The organism is Desulfosporosinus sp. FKA (assembly GCF_002196785.1).
GTDB classification, from domain to species: domain Bacteria; phylum Bacillota; class Desulfitobacteriia; order Desulfitobacteriales; family Desulfitobacteriaceae; genus Desulfosporosinus; species Desulfosporosinus acididurans.
Genome location: NZ_NAHZ01000028.1, coordinates 404736 through 421587, shown reverse-complemented (window position 1 = coordinate 421587; position 16852 = coordinate 404736). Strand labels below are relative to the sequence as shown.

General features: G+C 40.8%; 15 protein-coding genes. 12 read left to right on the top strand and 3 right to left on the bottom strand.

Annotated elements, in window-relative coordinates; translation table 11 throughout:
* The first annotated feature begins 301 nt into the window (after nt 1-301).
* The 10 genes from B5771_RS12590 to B5771_RS12545 all read left to right on the top strand — a co-directional run bounded on the left by B5771_RS12590 (nt 302) and on the right by B5771_RS12545 (nt 10193).
* Entirely contained in the window at nt 302-1219 is a 918-nt protein-coding gene (locus tag B5771_RS12590; protein ID WP_242966823.1) for a hypothetical protein, read from the top strand.
* A gap of 121 nt (nt 1220-1340) precedes the next feature.
* Nucleotides 1341-1706, top strand: coding sequence for a hypothetical protein (locus tag B5771_RS12585; protein WP_088187802.1), 366 nt, complete (start codon nt 1341-1343; stop codon nt 1704-1706).
* Nucleotides 1707-1793: 87 nt separating this feature from the next.
* A complete protein-coding gene (locus B5771_RS12580; protein WP_088187801.1) occupies nt 1794-2558 on the top strand; it encodes an ABC transporter ATP-binding protein in 765 nt (254 codons plus the stop codon).
* On the top strand, nt 2545-4449 hold the full coding sequence (locus B5771_RS12575; RefSeq protein WP_088187800.1) for an FtsX-like permease family protein: 1905 nt from the start codon (nt 2545-2547) through the stop codon (nt 4447-4449). Before B5771_RS12580 ends, B5771_RS12575 begins: the two co-directional genes overlap by 14 nt.
* 408 nt (nt 4450-4857) lie before the next feature.
* Nucleotides 4858-5385 carry an RNA polymerase sigma factor gene (locus B5771_RS12570; RefSeq protein WP_088187799.1) on the top strand — a complete coding sequence of 176 codons (528 nt, stop codon included), beginning with the start codon at nt 4858-4860 and terminating at the stop codon, nt 5383-5385.
* A gap of 1 nt (nt 5386) precedes the next feature.
* Nucleotides 5387-6439 (top strand): DUF4179 domain-containing protein, encoded by a 1053-nt coding sequence (locus tag B5771_RS12565; protein WP_088187798.1) that lies wholly within the window; start codon nt 5387-5389, stop codon nt 6437-6439.
* A gap of 210 nt (nt 6440-6649) precedes the next feature.
* The gene (locus B5771_RS12560) at nt 6650-7366 is read left to right on the top strand and encodes a cytochrome c biogenesis protein CcdA (protein WP_088187797.1); all 717 of its coding nucleotides are present in this window, start codon (nt 6650-6652) and stop codon (nt 7364-7366) included.
* A 20-nt stretch (nt 7367-7386) separates the two neighbouring features.
* Nucleotides 7387-8001, top strand: a complete 615-nt coding sequence (locus tag B5771_RS12555; protein WP_088187796.1) for a TlpA disulfide reductase family protein — start codon at nt 7387-7389, stop codon at nt 7999-8001.
* Between the two features lie 74 nt (nt 8002-8075).
* Nucleotides 8076-8765 carry a response regulator transcription factor gene (locus B5771_RS12550; RefSeq protein ID WP_088187795.1) on the top strand — a complete coding sequence of 230 codons (690 nt, stop codon included), beginning with the start codon at nt 8076-8078 and terminating at the stop codon, nt 8763-8765.
* A 255-nt stretch (nt 8766-9020) separates the two neighbouring features.
* Nucleotides 9021-10193, top strand: a complete 1173-nt coding sequence (locus B5771_RS12545; RefSeq protein ID WP_348982946.1) for an iron-containing alcohol dehydrogenase — start codon at nt 9021-9023, stop codon at nt 10191-10193.
* A 290-nt stretch (nt 10194-10483) separates the two neighbouring features.
* Here B5771_RS12545 and B5771_RS12540 read toward each other — a convergent pair whose 3' ends face one another.
* Nucleotides 10484-11905, bottom strand: coding sequence for a sodium:solute symporter family protein (locus B5771_RS12540; protein ID WP_088187794.1), 1422 nt, complete (start codon nt 11903-11905; stop codon nt 10484-10486).
* A 372-nt stretch (nt 11906-12277) separates the two neighbouring features.
* Here B5771_RS12540 and B5771_RS12535 point away from each other — a divergent pair, with 372 nt between their 5' ends.
* Nucleotides 12278-12742: a VOC family protein gene (locus B5771_RS12535; protein WP_088187793.1), complete on the top strand. Its 465-nt coding sequence runs from the start codon at nt 12278-12280 to the stop codon at nt 12740-12742.
* Between the two features lie 425 nt (nt 12743-13167).
* Entirely contained in the window at nt 13168-15264 is a 2097-nt protein-coding gene (locus B5771_RS12530; RefSeq protein WP_088187792.1) for a hypothetical protein, read from the top strand.
* 356 nt (nt 15265-15620) lie between these two features.
* Here B5771_RS12530 and B5771_RS12525 read toward each other — a convergent pair whose 3' ends face one another.
* Nucleotides 15621-16517, bottom strand: coding sequence for a CoA-binding protein (locus tag B5771_RS12525; protein WP_088187791.1), 897 nt, complete (start codon nt 16515-16517; stop codon nt 15621-15623).
* A gap of 37 nt (nt 16518-16554) precedes the next feature.
* Complete coding sequence (locus B5771_RS12520; RefSeq protein ID WP_088187790.1) at nt 16555-16848, bottom strand: hypothetical protein; 294 nt, start codon at nt 16846-16848, stop codon at nt 16555-16557.
* Nucleotides 16849-16852: the final 4 nt, after the last annotated feature.

The window sequence follows — 16852 nt, the reverse complement described above, 5'->3', positions numbered from 1 at the left end:
TAGCAACTTGTCGAACTCTATTGTATGGTGTTATTGTAGTAGATCCAAGAATAACTGAATCCGTGAGGATTACCGAACAATGAGAGAAAAGAGACGTCGGAGTGTGATAATCAGGGATTATTCCTATCTATAAACTTGAGAAAGGGTATTGTCTTTTATGATCTAAGAGACAATACCCTATTTTATGGGGTGAAAAATCGTAAACAGTAAAATCAAGGATAATATTGATTGCCCATTGTGCTTTTCTGAAAATTTTGGGCAAGCTATGAAAAATGACTTTTGGAGGAATTAAACGTGCTGCTTGTATTTTTCTGGTGGTCGTATGCATGACAATACATTTTGGACTAATACAATATGGTACATACTTTTAGCCCTTTTAACTATTATAGAATTAATTTTTACAGTGAATAAGGCTAAAAACCGCCGTAAACTGACAATTGCATTTTACCTGACGATAACGGGGATAGCTCTTGTATTTGAAACGATGGTCCTGTTTTTTCTAAAAGCATATGTCTATTATCCTATGATACTGAAAAATCCCCCACGCCCGTTTGACGATGTACTGGTGGGTAATTTGTTTTCTCAATTTTCGGTAGGGGCCTCAGCCTTATTCGTTGTAATTCTAAATTTAAAATTTTATTGGTTTATCATATTTGGCTTGATATATGGCCTTATTGAGGAATTGTTTTTAAGTTTGGGTATCTATCGTCATAACTGGTACGAAACTTGGATGACTGTCATGGGTATTCCGCTTTTTTTCTGGGTAGTTAAAAAAATGTATGTAAAAGCAATACAGGGTATTGAGCCTGTATTTTATTATGGTTATATCTTTTTGGCTCTTTATACATGTAATGTTATTACTTTGGTATGGGGCATATTTATGTTATCTAGACTTCAGGATTTCAACACAACCTTAATTTCAGATCCGGAAGTTAGTCGTCTTTATGGAGCCTTGGGACATTTTATTTTGTTATCCGGTTCAGTTATGCTGATGCATTTTTTGCGACTTAAAGGGATTTGGAAAGCCTTAGTGATAATCTTGCTATATATAATCTATTATATTGGCTGCAAGCTGAATATTGTTTTGGTTAAGGAAGGTCGGTTTGTATTGGTCTCAACAATTTCAATTTGTTGGACGTACCTTTCGGTATTAATAATTGACAATTTTTATAGTTGTGCAGCCAAAGATAAACATGTATCAAGAAAGGTATTAAAATAGCATCGTGCAGTTGTTATGTATCTTTGAGCTGAAATTTTCTGCTTATGATATAATAAATGCGGAATCAGACTTCATAATAGGTGTAAATGAATGTACGTTTTAGTTAAAGGATTTTGATTGGATGACATTAATCTACAGAAGTAAAAAATATATAACGAGAATCGCCTTGATTCCGTTGGTTTTTATTCTTTTCCTGGCTGTAAATGTGACTGTCTCAAGCGGGACTACTTCTAATAGTGGCGATCACGAAGGAATTTCAAGCAATCAGTCGATCGTATTAAATCATACTATTTTAACGGATACATATGGCTGGGAAAAGATAAAGGATACTTATAGCAGAGACAATATCAAGGGTATTGGATCTGGTGGTAGAGTTGATATCCTTTTTCATTTGCCATTACTATGTCTTATTTGGAAAAACCAGAGCAAATTGCTCTGGAGAAGAAACGATACCCTTGTATCTTTGTGCGTTCGTATGGACGAATGAACCCTGCCCAATCATAACAATTTTTTAAGCCGGATCTTCCGGCTTTATTTTGGTGTGCGGATTTATTAAAAGATTGGGGATAAGGGTATGATCAGTTTAGAAATACGAGATGTATGGAAATATTATCAAGCTAGGAATGGCCAAAAAAATACAATCTTAAAAGGCCTTAATTTGCAGGTAAAACAAGGGGAAATGGTTGCTGTCATGGGACCGTCGGGAAGCGGCAAGACAACTCTCTTAAATATCATCAGCGGCGTGGACTGTTCTGATCAGGGAAGCGTTTGGATTGACGGTCAGTATCTGGCAGAGATGAATAAAGCGGAAACAGCCTTATTCCGCAGGAGAAGCTTAGGAATGGTCTTTCAGGACTTTAATCTGATTGAAAGCCTTTCCGTGAAAGAAAATATCCTGCTGCCGATGATCCTGGAGAAAAAGCCGGCGGAGGAACAGGAAGAACAAGCAGAAAAAATTCTCAAGATTCTGGGCATCGAAGATATCCGGGATCAAAGTATCACGGAAATATCCGGCGGAGAGAGACAGCGGACAGCTATTGGCAGGGCGCTTATCAATAATCCTGCTCTTATTTTGGCTGATGAACCGACGGGAAATCTGGACTCTAAGCACACTCGGGAAGTGATGAACTTTTTTCTGCGGATTAATCGCGAATTTGGTACGACTCTTTTAATGGTCACTCATGATACCTTTGCTGCCAGCCATTGTCACAGAACCGTTTTGTTAAAAGACGGTGAATTTGTGGCCGAAGAACAGCGGACAGGCAGCCGCAAGGAATTTCTGGATTCCCTGACAGAAATGCTGACCTTGATGGGAGGTGAGCAGGATGACCTTTTTTGATATTTCCAGAAAAATGTTAAGGACTAACTTTCGGCGTTACCGGTTGTATTTTTTAGGCAATGTCTTTTCTCTTGTCCTGTTTTATAGCTTTGCGGCCATATTTACGAATCAGGCGTTTATGAACCCTAAAAGCGTAAACAGCTATATTTCCAGCAATATTTATGCCCCAAGCCTATTTGTCGGCATTTTTTTCGTTCTCTTTATTCCCTATTCCTATCAGCAATTTATGAAACTCCGCCAACATGACTATGGTATTTTAATGACTATGGGCATGAGTGAAACGGAAGTCCTAACCAATATGCTCTTAGAGCAGTGCCTGATTGCTGGGATATCGCTGCTCGCTGGGCTGCTCCTGGGCACATTGATAGCCTTTGCCTTTTATTTTGTAATTCAACACGTGATTGGGGTATCCGGGTTGCATTGGTATTTTAACGTCGAGTCTTATCAATGGACGGCTTTGCTCTATGGCCTGACGACCCTTTTCACCCTGGCAATGAGTGTCATAGGCTTCAAAAAGATGGAACTTATCGATCTGATCAAAGATAAATTTCGAGGCGAGAGGAAAAGAAAATCAAGCAGGGGACGATTTATCGTTGGCGTGATCTTAGTCTCCGTTTCTGTTCCGATGATGCTTATTGGTTATGTTCATGCTAATTTAGTGCTTTGGCTGGGAATTAGTTTTGGCGTTATCTTGGCAGGCTCCGGTTTTATTTTGGCCCAGGTGGAGGCGTTGGATAACGTTTGGGCTAAAATAATTCCGGGGTTTCGGGAGCACCATTTTCTCGGGATCGCTTTTAACAGGCAGCATGCCGGGTCAAGAAGCAGGATTGGTATAATAGCTGCCTGGCTGGTTGGATTTTGTATTTTTTTTGCCGGATCGACCGGGATTATGTATCCGGCTCTTACCAAGGATGCTATCAGCAATTCCCCCTATGATTTAGAATATTCTCAGATCTTCGGCAAAAACCAGGTGGCTGACAGTAATATCGTTAACCTATTGGCTCAAAATGGGGTAGCAGTTCAAAGGGTCAAGCAGGTGGATTATTTGCGCAACGGAGTCTATAATTTGCTTCCGCTTTCCGAAGTAAATAAGGAATTTGGCACCAGCTATCAAATTCCCCAAGGTGAGTTTTTGACGGTTTTTCAGTTTGACTTTCAGGATGGATACAAACATGATCTGACGTCACCGTCAACGGTCGGTTTCGATTGTGGTCAGAAGACAATGGAATTAAAGTCCGCAGGAAGTGATGTACGTATCTTATTCAATCGAAATCCGACGTTGGCTGATCGTAATTTGGTTTTGAATGATGCTGATTATCGGAAAATAGCCGGGCAGAGCTCTGATTATTGGGCGGGGATCCTCAAATTGTACTCGTTTAAGCAGTGGCAGAATTCGGGAAAAGGAATTGCTGCTGTCCAGAACTATTTATTAGAAAAGAATCGAGTTGACCAGGCGGTACAGCAACGTTATTACCGGGCAACATCCAGGATTGAATCTTACACCTTGGCCCAACAGTCGGCAGAATTTTTGCTGTTTGTGATGTTTTTTGTTGAGGTTTTATTCTGTGCTGCCGCCAATATCATGATTCATTTTAAGATTAAGGCCGAAGGGGAAGAAGAGCAGAGACTATTATCCGGTCTCTGCCGGCTGGGTGTAACTGCAGAGGAAATGCTGACAATGATACGTCATAAAAACATCTATTACTTTATGCCTCAAGTAATCGCCGGTCTGTTTATGGGGAGTCTTTATGGCTACGCGGTTAATGAATTTTATGGCTATGGCTGGCAGGCTGCCGGCTACAGTCTGCTCATCGGGTTGGGCTTAGCGACGCTTCAATTCGTTATTGTGCTGAGATATTCGAGAAGAGAACTGCTAGGTTTTGGACTATAGCATAGTGAACTCGTTCAGCTAAAGCTGAACATCGGGGCTTCAGATACAATAATGTCCAGTGGACATTATTGCCGAGCCGCCTTTCCCAATAGGAATACTTAGCGGCGAAGGAGGACTCTACACCACCTGAAGTTAACGAAGGACCCGCCCCCACTTATACTTATAGAAGTGGGGGTCTTAAAAACTGGATAACCTCGTAGGGCTAACTGTAATTGGGATAGATAGGCATCTCATTTCTGATGGGGTACTCCTTCCTGGGGCAGCGTCGGAGCAGGCTGTTTGCAAATTAACATATTGTTGGCACTAAAATATCTGAGCATCATGCAACTATTTGCTAAGGTACAGAGTCTTATAGATAGAAAGACAAATTGATATGTGCATTCCGGAATGCCATAAATGAGGTGCAATATGGAATTTCTAATAAAAAAGGCTCAAAAAGGTGATGAGGAAGCTTTTATTCAAGCGTTAACTTCCTACATGCCGATGTTGTATAAAGTGGCAAGAACTAGGCTTGCCTCTGAAGAGGACATTGGAGATGCAATTCAGGAAACCATTCTCTTAGCGTTTAAAAGTTTGCAGTCCTTGAAAAATCCCGGCAGTTTTAAGGCATGGCTTATTAAGATCCTCATTAACAAATGCAATGATATTATCAAGCAAAACAGCAGAGTAATGTGCATTGGCTCTTATGAAGAAGCGGATAAGTTAACCGAAGCTGTTAATCATGATTACCTAGAGGGTGATATGGACTTTAAGCGAATTCTGATGGGATTAAGTATTGACTACCGCACAGTTATTGTTCTCTATTATGTCAATGGCTTTAATACCAGAGAAATCAGCGAAATCCTTAATGAGAAGGAAGGAACTATAAAATCAAGATTATCTCGGGCCAGAGCACAGTTAAAATCGAGCTGTATCGGACTATTGGAGGTAGAGTAATATGGAAAGAGATTTTGAGCAGCGATTAAAAAGTTCCTTAAGTCGTAATGTTGAAATTCCTCAAAGTGTTCTTGATAAGGCTGAAGGAGCCTTTAATGAAATTCGCAACCAAAGAAAACAAAGGTCTGCCAAAAAATTTGTGTCTTTTAAAGAACGCTGGATGGCCGCAGCAGCAGTTGTGCTCTTCTTAGGCTTAACGTTCAATCAGCCGGTAATTGCAGCTATAAAAGCAACATTTTGGGGGAATCATACCGGAGTTGAAAGGGCCGTCGAAAATGGATATGGGCAGGAACTGCAAACTGCTTCGGTAAAATCCCAGGGAGTAGAGACTAAGGTTACCAACGTCGTTATTGACAAATCAAGACTTGGTCTCTCAGTTGATGTAAAATTTGATGATTTAAAGGCGCTAAAAAACGTGGAATCAATGAATTTGGATATGCTCATAACCGATAGTCAGGGAAACGTTATTTCAGGCGATGGTTATCCGAATCAGCCGGTAGGAGGATTTGATTCCACAACAGATGATACCAACAAGAATAGCGGAAGTTTAAGATATAATGTTTTATTTCAATCTCCGTCATCCAGTATCCCGCAAACCGACCAACTAAACGTGGAAATTAAGAGTATTGCCTTATATGCTAAAGGCAGAGCAGATAAACCCCTTGAAGTTATCAAAGGGTCTTGGGATCAGAAGGTTTCCTTAGACAAACAGTTCGCGAATGCTAAAGGTATAACCTATACTGCAGCGAATAATAATGAAGTGTTTAGTATTGACTCTGCTGAATTATTGCCGACCGGGTTCAATGTTAAATTTTCCCTTGCTACTCCAAATCCTAATGATGAAACTATTATATCCAGGGTTCAATTAGTGGATTCGAAGGGCAATAGTTATAAAAGCTCTGGGATGGCAGATATGTCTACGGTCAATAACAAAGCTGTGGTTTCAATGACCTTCGAAGTTTCGAGCTTTGATAGGGTTGATTGGTTTAAAATTATGTATAAAGATGCTAACGGTAAAAACAGTGTTGTAAAATTGGTGAAAGCTGCAAAGTAAACGATTATATTTCTCTTGAGATTAAGATCCTAAAATTGACTAAGCAACCGAGTTTTAACTAGACTTCGGTTGCTTTTCTGATTTTCAATCTTTATACAATCTTTAAAATTCGATGGTATAGTTTATACGATTGACCATAATGAATTAGTAACTTATCTTAAGATTAGAAAATGTTACTGCGAAGTAATACTAGCATGGGGGTGAAGTTTTGTGGAGAATGTTTCGGTGCTATTTGCTTTTACGGCAGGGATGTTATCGTTTTTATCGCCTTGTGTATTTCCGCTGATTCCGGCATATGTTGCTAATCTTACCGGTTCAACATTTGGAAACAATAAGATTGAGGTATCCAAGCGATTGTTGCTGGCCCGTTCTTTCAGTTTTATTCTGGGATTTAGTATAATCTTCGTGATGATGGGGGCTTCGGCCAGCGCCTTGGGACAGATTTTTAGCCATAACCGGGATATTATTCAAAAGATAAGCGGACTTTTGATTATTATTTTTGGATTACAAATGGCGGGAATCCTAAAACTACGCTTTCTAATGATGGAAAAACGCTGGGAAGCTAAACAAACAGGGGAAAAGAATATTTGGCGTTCCTTTATATTGGGTATGTCTTTTGGAGCCGGCTGGACCCCTTGTGTTGGGTTAGCCTTGTCCTCGATCCTCCTTTTGGCTGGATCAGCCAAGACGGTTTATAGTGGGATGATGATGCTTTTTGTTTATTCGTTGGGTTTGGGCGTTCCCTTTCTGGTGATTTCAGTGATCATCACCTATTCTTTAGGATTTGTAAAGAAAATCAATCGGAGTTTGGGTCTGCTCTCTACAATTAACGGCTGGATTCTCATTGGTATGGGCTTATTGTTATATACAGATCAGCTGCCAAAGATTAGTGCCTGGCTGTTCAGTTTAAGCTATCTTACATATTAGCACGAAAGGAAGATTGAGCAATGAAAAAGTATTTAGCGATTGCAGTTTTGATCGGATTAGTGATTTGGGGGATGTATGATGTGGGCGGGAATAAGAGTAAGAGCCCGGATACTGCAGCCAATTCAGCCAGTGTGCAGAACACAAAGTCCGCCTCAACTTCTGCGGGAGCGTCAACAAATACAGATCAAGGACAGTCATTGACTGTCGGTCTGGAAAATGGGAACTTGGCACCGGATTTTGAACTGCAGAGCGTAAGTGGAGAAACCGTTAAGCTCTCCAGCTTGAGAGGGAAGAAGGTTATTGTCAACTTCTGGGCAAGTTGGTGTCCGCCCTGCCGCTTGGAGATGCCGGAAATGGAAAACTATTATACCAAGAATAGAAACACCGGGGTTGAAATTCTGGCCGTCAATTTAACGACAGCAGAAAAGAGTCAGGCCGAGGTTACCTCATTTATGAAGGCTGACGGTATTACATTCCCGGTACTTCTGGATAAAAGCGGAGATGCAGCTCAGTTATATAATATATCGTCAATCCCTGCCAGCTTCATCCTGGATTCTCAGGGGATAATCCGTGATAAAATCGACGGACCTATGACCGCTGAGTCTATGCAAGAAATGTTGGGTATTATAAAATAAGGCAGCCGTGTTTAGGTTAGGGAAGATAAGATATCGTGGTTATGATTCACTGCTAAACGGATGGAGGCGTGTTCATGACACCCAAGGGGAAATCTGTACTCGTTGTTGAAGACGATGCTAAAATCCGCCGACTGGTCAAAGTATACTTGGAAAGAGAAGGGTATGAAGCCTTGGAAGCAGAAGATGGTGAAGAGGCTTTGAAAATGTTTAAACAATTCGATCCCTGTTTGCTGATTCTCGATCTTATGTTGCCCAAATTAAGCGGAGAAGAAGTTTGTATAATAATCCGAACAGAATTGAGAAGCACCGTGCCAATTATTATGTTATCAGCCAAAGTTGAAGAGGCTGAACGTATTCAGGGCTTAAAAATGGGCGCGGATGATTATGTCACCAAGCCCTTCAGTCCACAAGAATTGGTGACAAGAGTCGAGGTCATTTTGCGGCGAACCGTACAGAACTGCAGGAAAATAAATTACAGAGGACTTACCTTGAAACCATTAAAGGGAGAAATTCATTACAACGGAGAAACCCTTGTATTAACGCACCATGAATTTCGCTTATTGTATTTTTTTATGAGTCATCCCGACCAGATCTTAACCAGAGAACAAATTGTCGACGAACTTTATCCTCATCAGGAAAAAATCGTTACAGAAAGAACAGTCGATGTGCATGTCGGCAAATTACGGGAAAAACTCAGATATGATGGTAGCCATGAAATCATTGAAACGGTCAGGGGAATGGGGTATCGTTTTGTTGCCTACTAAGGGCTTGTTTTATTGGCGAAGGAAGGGAACAACTTTAGAATTGATTCAATTCCGCGAAACGACTGCGACTGTGACACTTAAATCGGAAAACGTAGAACAATCTCAGTTCGAAAGAATGAAAGAGGCTTTACGGCTAACACTCTCCTATTTTTTTAGCAGAATATGGTTCTAAATTTAAGCAGCGACACATAGTCTTTTTTGGCGGCGATTAGAGACTGCCGACTCGAAAAGGATGATTGTGAAGGAGAGAGAAGATTGGATTTGAAATGGTTCAGAGTACCAAGAGATGTAGTGTTCGGTGCAGGTACCTTAGAGTATCTAAAGCAAGTTCAGGGTTCAAAAGCATTTATATGCATGGGCAAAAATTCAATGAGAGCAAATGGTGTACTGGATAAGGTCACAGGATATCTCAAAGAAGCAAATATCGACTATACAATCTTTGACGGAGTTGAGGGCGATCCCTCTGTTGAGACGGTTTATCGCGGCGCAGAGAAAATGAAAGCATTTGCGCCCGATTTGATTCTGGGCTTAGGCGGATGCTCCGCAATTGATGCAGCTAAAGCAATGTGGGTATTTTATGAATATCCCGATAAGCGGTTTGAAGATATCAAAGCGCCATTTAGTATTCCTCCGCTCAGAAATAAGGCTAAATTTATTGCTATCCCCTCTACCAGCGGCACGGGAACGGAAGTAACCTGCGTAGCAGTAATTACTGAACAGGGCGGGATAAAACATCCTCTGGCTTCCTATGAAATCACTCCGGATATTGCAATCTTAGACCCGGAAATTTGTCTTTCGATGCCCTCTAATGTTACTGCTGATACCGGAGTTGATGCCTTGTCTCATGCACTTGAAGCGTACGTATCAACTATGGCTAATGACTATACTGATACCTTAGCTCTAGAGTCTATTAAGACAATTTTTGAGTGGCTTCCCAAAGCATTTAAAGATGGATCGGATATCACAGCTAGAACTAAAATGCATATTGCCCAAAACTATGCCGGTATGTCATTTTCCAATGCAATCTTAGGTATAGACCATAGCTTGTCGCATAAAATCTCGACAATTAATACTACCCATGGACGTTGTAATACGATTCTAATGCCTGCTGTAATCCAGTACAATTCTAAGGTTGCCGGTCAGCGCTATGCTCAAGTTGCTAAATATATAGGATTACTCGGTTCTTCTAATGAAGCTTTGGTCAGTTCTTTAGTCACAGCTATTAAAAATTTAAATTCTTCACTCGGAATACCGGCAAGTCTTAAGGAACTAGGGATGGACGAAAGTTCTTTCTTAGAAAACGTAGAAACTTATGCTAAGGCCGCTTTGGAAGATCCCTGCACCGGAACTAATCCACGTCAGCCCAGCGTCGAAGATTTGATTCAAGTATATAAGGCTGCTTATTATGGTTATGACGTTGTAATTTAGTTTTGAGGTTCAGTAAGAAACACTTTAATTATAATTAAGTAGTGATTTTTCTTAATATTTGACCATTTGAGTATTAAGAGTAGAAGAATACTCATTGGAGTTGTTCCTTTGATGGCAAATGTTTTCGGCCGTTGAGGGTTTAGTGATGGTACCCAGTTAACATAAACAGGCCGACAGTTTTCGCTGCCGGTCAGTTTTTTTATTTCGTTTCACTTTCATTTATACGATCGTAAGACTCCCACATCAAGTGGGAGTGATTCCCATACCTTGCTTCGGTGGGGGTAGAGTCGCTACATTTCTGAAGTTTTCACTAAGGATTCCGGAGTAATATTTGCCGACTTGGAATCGATGATGGCTGTAAGTAAATAGGTAGCGACACAGGCAATCCATTCAAAATAAATGACATTAGAAACAACACGAATGGCAGGAACCAGCTGCCATAGGACAATGACAATGATTCCAACTAAGGTAGTAAAGAACGCTGAATTCTTACGTGCAAGCCCTGGGGCAAAAATAGTAAATAAGAAAACCACAGTAAAGGCTGTTGTCAGGCTAAGACCAACCATGAGGGTTTTTAAGATTCCTGCGACATTCATGGCTAACAAAAAGGTTAGGAGCCCAAGGATGATGACCGATGCTTTAGTGATCGCTGCATATTGTTTCTCGCTGACATTGGGGTTGATAAAACGTTTATAGATATCCTGTGAGAACAAGGTTGCCGAACCAAGCAACAAGCTTCCCGCCGTTGATACATCCGCCGCCCATAATGCTGCAAGAGTAATCCCAGCGAGAAGAGGGTTTAAACTCATAATAATTTTAGGCATCGCTAAAGTAGCGCTCATCGAAGGATAGGCAACTCTGGCAGCCATTCCAATAAGCGCGGATAAAAAGCCAATTGGAATCATCAGCATTCCGCCGATAACAAAGCCTCGGCGTGCTGTTTTTATATCCTTAGCCCCACAAGAGATTTGAACGATACTTTGGGTTGACATCCCCATGGTAATCATTACAGCAAGCCAGCCAACAATAATACCCCAACCTAAGCCTGCAACTGGATGAAAATAGGGCACATTATGGGGAAGTTTCAGGGCAATCTGATGGATTCCTCCTTGACTAATTACAGTAAAAATCGCAGCAACTGTGATTCCGATATATATGAGGAGTACATTTAAAATATTAGCTAACCCCGCAGACCACATTCCACCAACAAAGGTAATGCCGATAAACACGATGGCACTCATAATCATGCCACTTTTCAGGGTAAAGATTGAGGGCAACATGGAGGCAAGAATCGCTCCTCCGGCAAGGTATTGGAGTGAAGTGATGACGAGTTGAATGGTGATTTGGCTCGCTACACTAATGACTCTGCCTTTTGCATCATAGAAACGCTCAAACATTTCGGGAACTGTAGTAATATTAAGCCTGCGATAATGTCCCGCCGCTACAAATCCCATAATAATTGCCCCGAGTCCCCAAGCAACATTGTACCAACCTGCAGCTAATCCCACTGAGTAAGCTTGTTCGGAAACACCAATCGTTGATGCTCCCCCAATGGCGAGACCAGTAATCGATACAGCCACAAGAAGAGTTGTCAACTGACGTCCCGCCAGTAAATAACCGTCCTTCCCCTTTGCCGCAAGTTTGCGGGCATAAGCACTAATTGCAAATAAGGCAACGATATAAAGTGCTACAATAATCATGGGTACGTTCATTCCTACCATCCTCCTATTGTTTTATAAAGTTTCAAGCTTTTATAGAAAGCTCAAAGCCCGCTAGTTGTTTGTCTCCGCTGAACTTTAAATTGCCAAATGATCGGCAATATAATAATCCTGCGGTTTTGTTAGTATTATACAACAGGCTTGTTTTAAATTAAACCATATCGCGCTCTTTTTTAGCAAAAAGGTATAATTCGCCTAAATTACTGAGCTTCATGAAATGAATGCGATTCTGAAAAGTGAATAAGCAAATCTAAACCTTTGACAAAAATGTATAATTTTACTAATATATTAGTAACTTGCATCAATGGCAAAATATCTAGCGTCTTAGAATGGTTAAAATCAGTTTGAAGGTCAGGAGTGTTAGGGATGGAGTTTAAGTTAGCTCTTCTAGCAGTAAAAGATGTTGAAAAATCTAAGCAGTTTTATAAAGAGTTATTTGATCAAGAAGTTGTTCTTGATTTGGGCAAAAATGTAACCTTTAGCGGTGGTTTCGCTATCCAAGAGGATTTTGCCTGGTTGACGAACTTATCGTCAGGATCGGTTATTGAAAAACCAAATAATATGGAATTGTATTTTGAGGTTGACGATTTTGAGGAGTTTATTGCTAAGCTTAGTACTTATGAGTCAATTGAATACGTTCATCTGCCAAAGAAATATGAATGGCAGCAAAGAGTAGTTCGTATATATGATCCCGACTATCACATGATTGAAATCGGTGAGTCCATGGCGGTTATTGCCCGACGTTATCTTGCTAAGGGCTATTCGATTGAAGAAACCTCTAAAATCATCCAACATCCTATTGAATTTGTGGAAAAATGTAAGCAAAGTTAGTAAAGCAAAGATTTTAAGGCTGTAATTAAACTAGACGAAGTTATGTCCGTATCCCACAAGTTATATAAGTATCAGAATATTCAATCCAAACCGTTTAGAGGACGACCCGGCGTCCTCTTATTATTAGCTTACATTTCCAATTTGGAGTATTTTACATTTAATAAAGAAGGAAATGTTTTACTTGGGTCGAAATGGTAATTGAGCTTCTTAGTGGATTCGTCATACGAGTTAACATATACCATAAAAATTTTTAATATAAATTACAAACTTTTTTGTAACTTTTTAACTATGTCAAAGACTCTATATTGTGGGAACGGATTAATGAACTAACAATTTAATATCAAGACAACAGAGAGGAATGTCATCTTGGAATAAGTTGATGTCCTAAGTCCATGAAATAGTAATGCGGAGGTGGAGGTATACACATGAAAAGAGTTAGAATATTAATTTTTCTCCCGATACTATTATTTTCGTTATTGTACCCAACATCGGCTTTTGCGGGGGAGCCTAGGCAATTAAGTCCAGCAGAAGTCGAAGCCCAAGCTCAAGCCGAAGCTCAAGCCCAAGCTAGAGAGGATCACGTAGTTGCCTCTATTGAGATTGTTAATGTGGTACGAAAAGATAATACTCATTTCACCTTTAGATACGAAATAGATAATAAATACGGGGTAGTAATTACTCAGCAGATCCCGGCCTCGCAAATAATTACCGCTTTAAAGGACGGAACAATTACTCTGGACCCTGCGAGTCAAACGGGCGAAATTTCCCTTAATTCTCAGGCCGATCCTAAGAAGACGATAACATTTGCCTTAGGTGACAGCATAACTCGGGTAGCCTCCCAGTTTGCTGTAATTGAAGGCATTAATGATAACAGCGCTGCCGAAGCTTCTGATCTTGCTGAACTCTTGAAAGCTGAGAATAATGACCATCAACTCTCTCAAATAATTTTTACGACAACTACTTTGAAGAAAACAGGTGAAGATTCTTTCACATTTTCTTACCAGGCATTAAATAAATTCGGTATCGATATTACGAATTCGATCCCTGTTGATCAGATTACCGCAACATCATCATCCGATTCAAAAATAACATTGGACCCATTAACAGAGACCGGAACAATAACTAGTAGCTTATCTGCAACTGATAGCTCGTCTGACAGCGTTAAACCGTTAATTATTACATTGACCGATCAGTTAACTGGAGCAACAGCCGTTTTAAATCCCAATGATTCCGAGGAAGCAAAGCAGGACGAAGATACTGTCAAACCGGCAAAAGTATTGTTTCCTGCGAATAATGCTCTAATAACTGATGATAAAACAGCGACTTTTAGTTACAAGATTCTAGATAACGGTTATGCAACGATTACAAATCAAATTCCTGCCACTGATATTACTGCAACTGCCTGGGTAGGATCGACAAAAGCTGATGTCACTTTGGATCCTTTAACAGGTACAGGAACAATCAATTATAATTTCACAGATACGGATAAAAGTGTCATGGTCAAGCTCTTATATAAGACGGGTGTTGGGGCAACAGCTTCGCTCAATGTAGGTGAATCAGAAGCGCAACTGGAGGCGCAAAATAAAACAACAGTAGATGATAATGATTTAGTAGTTGCTAAAATCTCCTTTCTCTTAACAGATCAATTACAATATCAGATATTTAATAAATATGGCCAAGATATTACAAGTAAAATTCCGTCTTCTCAAATTGCTCTCAGTTCATCTGTGAATTCTATAATTAGTTTGGATCCCATTACAGGATCATGTAACTTTCGATATGATTCCTATAATACGAACAAAGATATAATTCTAAAATTGCAAGACAAACTTACAGGTGTGGAAGCTTCTGAAAATTTAGGGCACATACACTCTTGGAAACAAGATATTGATAAAAAGATCGAGCAAATTGCTTTTGATTCAGGATCATTAACGAAAGCAGGAGATAAAACTGCCATATTTCATTACAGGCTGCTAGCAAATAACAATTCGGAAATCACTGAAGCTATTCCTGTTTCTCAGCTAGAGGTCACGAATTCTCTTAATGCATCAATAACCTTCAATCCATTAGTGGGAATAGGCGCAATCCACTATAATTCTTCATCGGACATGGAAAAACCTATTTCAATCACGCTTACTGACAAAGTAACGGGTGAAAAGATGAGCGCGACCTTGAAAATAGCTGAACCTGGATCATCAAGTGCAGCCGAAAGCCCCAAAATCGCGAAAATTAGTATCGGGCCTAGGCTAGGTGTTTCACCTATTGACGGAGTTGGATATGTAACCTATGTCGTAACAGATCAATACGGAAACGATATTACTAATTTGCCCCTCGCTCAGGGGGTTGTATTTGAAAGCGATTTTGCAGAATGTAATGTAACATGGAACAACGGTGTACTTATTTTAACTCCGAATAAAAATTATGATCTTCTCTCTATTCCTTCTTTAGTGATAACCGCAAAGGATTCGGCTAGCGGGGTTTCAACAAAGACTACAGTAACGGTTGTTCCTATGTTTCAGTGAACTCGTTCAGCTATAGCTGAACATCGGTGCTTCAGATACAATAATGTCCGGTGGACATTATTGCCGAGCCGCCTTTCCCAATAGGAATACTTAGCGGCGAAGGAGGACTCTACCCCATCTGAAGTTAACGAAGGACTACCCCCCACTTATAGAAGTGGGGCTTAAAACTGGATAAATTGCCCCTTTTTGATTACTGTGGCTCAAGCTGTAGTAAGAAATAAGGGGCTTTTCATTTTAATCGCTGAATTAGATAAAAAACTCCCATCATCTCTGATGAGAGTTACTATTTAAGGTTTAGACAAATCAGGAATTTAACTCGTGATGAATTATTCGGAGATTTAAGGATAAGGATTATACTATACTTGAATCTTCTCCCTTAAGATTTTCGGAATATCCGTTGGAGTTTCGGCAATATAGCCTCCTGCTTTTGTAATCGCATCGATCTTACTTTTGGCCGAACCTCGTCCTCGCTCGACGATATTGGAGGCGTGAGAAAAGCGCTGTCCCTCCGGAGCCCAGGCCCCGGCGACATAGATAACGAAGGGCTTAGTAAACCGGCCTGAGGCAATTACTTCAGCACATTCCTCTTCCTGTGATCCCCCGATTTCAGCATAAACTGCAACTCCTGCTGTTTCTGGATCAGCTTCAAAGTAGGGGAGAAGATCTGCCATGGATGTTCCAAGTACCGGTTCCGTACCGGTATGCACGACGGTGCTGACGCCAAAACCGCCTTCCCGTAAGACCCAGGGAATCGTCCCTGACTGTCCTCCACTGCGGGAAAATACTCCAATATTGCCTCGTTGGAAAAATTTATTCGCCCAGTCAACGTTGCCTCCGAGCCAACCGACAACCGCCTCTCCAGGAGTAATAATTCCAATCGACCCCGGTCCAATAACGCGCGAGCCCTTCATTTGAGCATAAGCAATCATTTCCATAATATCGTGAATTGGCGTTCCTTCCACACAAGGAATGATGTATTTGACTCCAGCATCTGCTGCCTCCATGACAGCGGTTTTTAGCCCCCTTCCCGGGACAAAGAGTACGCTGAAGTCTATCTCTCCGTGTGCACGCGCAATCTCTTTGACCGTGTTATAGACGGGAACGCCATGGATTTCTTCACCCGCCTTGCCGGGGCTCGTTCCGCCAATCAGATTAGTTCCATATTCTTTCATATATTTTGTACGAACTGATCCTTCACGTCCGGTAATCCCCTGGACAATGACTTTCGTCTCTTTACTTATCAAAATGCCCATATTTTATCCCTCATTTTCCTAAAAAATTCGAGTTCACTTAGGCCTGCTGACGCTTTTGCAGATATTCATCGAATCCGTTAATCGGAACTTCAATACGAATTGCATCCTTGCCTTTGAACTGACAGGCAAACTCACAGGCCAAGCATTCCGTACCCAGCCGTAAAATCTCTTCCTGACTGCGATGGATAACAGAAGGTCTGCCTTCGCTATCGATTTCCAAGATACCTCTGGCAAATTTCTTACAAGCTTCGGCACAGGCCTTTGTTTCACAACTTGGGCACTTACTGGTGTCAATTGTAATCGTACAGCTTTTCTCAGCAAATTCCATCATGATT

Bases quoted from the DNA above. Each gene is read 5' to 3' on its own strand.
- B5771_RS12585 (WP_088187802.1), top strand. From the start codon at position 1,341: ATGACATTAATCTACAGAAGTAAAAAATATATAACGAGAATCGCCTTG.
- B5771_RS12580 (WP_088187801.1), top strand. From the start codon at position 1,794: ATGATCAGTTTAGAAATACGAGATGTATGGAAATATTATCAAGCTAGG.
- B5771_RS12575 (WP_088187800.1), top strand. From the start codon at position 2,545: ATGACCTTTTTTGATATTTCCAGAAAAATGTTAAGGACTAACTTTCGG.
- B5771_RS12570 (WP_088187799.1), top strand. From the start codon at position 4,858: ATGGAATTTCTAATAAAAAAGGCTCAAAAAGGTGATGAGGAAGCTTTT.
- B5771_RS12565 (WP_088187798.1), top strand. From the start codon at position 5,387: ATGGAAAGAGATTTTGAGCAGCGATTAAAAAGTTCCTTAAGTCGTAAT.
- B5771_RS12555 (WP_088187796.1), top strand. From the start codon at position 7,387: ATGAAAAAGTATTTAGCGATTGCAGTTTTGATCGGATTAGTGATTTGG.
- B5771_RS12550 (WP_088187795.1), top strand. From the start codon at position 8,076: ATGACACCCAAGGGGAAATCTGTACTCGTTGTTGAAGACGATGCTAAA.
- B5771_RS12540 (WP_088187794.1), bottom strand. From the start codon at position 11,905: ATGAACGTACCCATGATTATTGTAGCACTTTATATCGTTGCCTTATTT.
- B5771_RS12535 (WP_088187793.1), top strand. From the start codon at position 12,278: ATGGAGTTTAAGTTAGCTCTTCTAGCAGTAAAAGATGTTGAAAAATCT.
- B5771_RS12530 (WP_088187792.1), top strand. From the start codon at position 13,168: ATGAAAAGAGTTAGAATATTAATTTTTCTCCCGATACTATTATTTTCG.
- B5771_RS12525 (WP_088187791.1), bottom strand. From the start codon at position 16,517: ATGGGCATTTTGATAAGTAAAGAGACGAAAGTCATTGTCCAGGGGATT.
- B5771_RS12520 (WP_088187790.1), bottom strand. From the start codon at position 16,848: ATGATGGAATTTGCTGAGAAAAGCTGTACGATTACAATTGACACCAGT.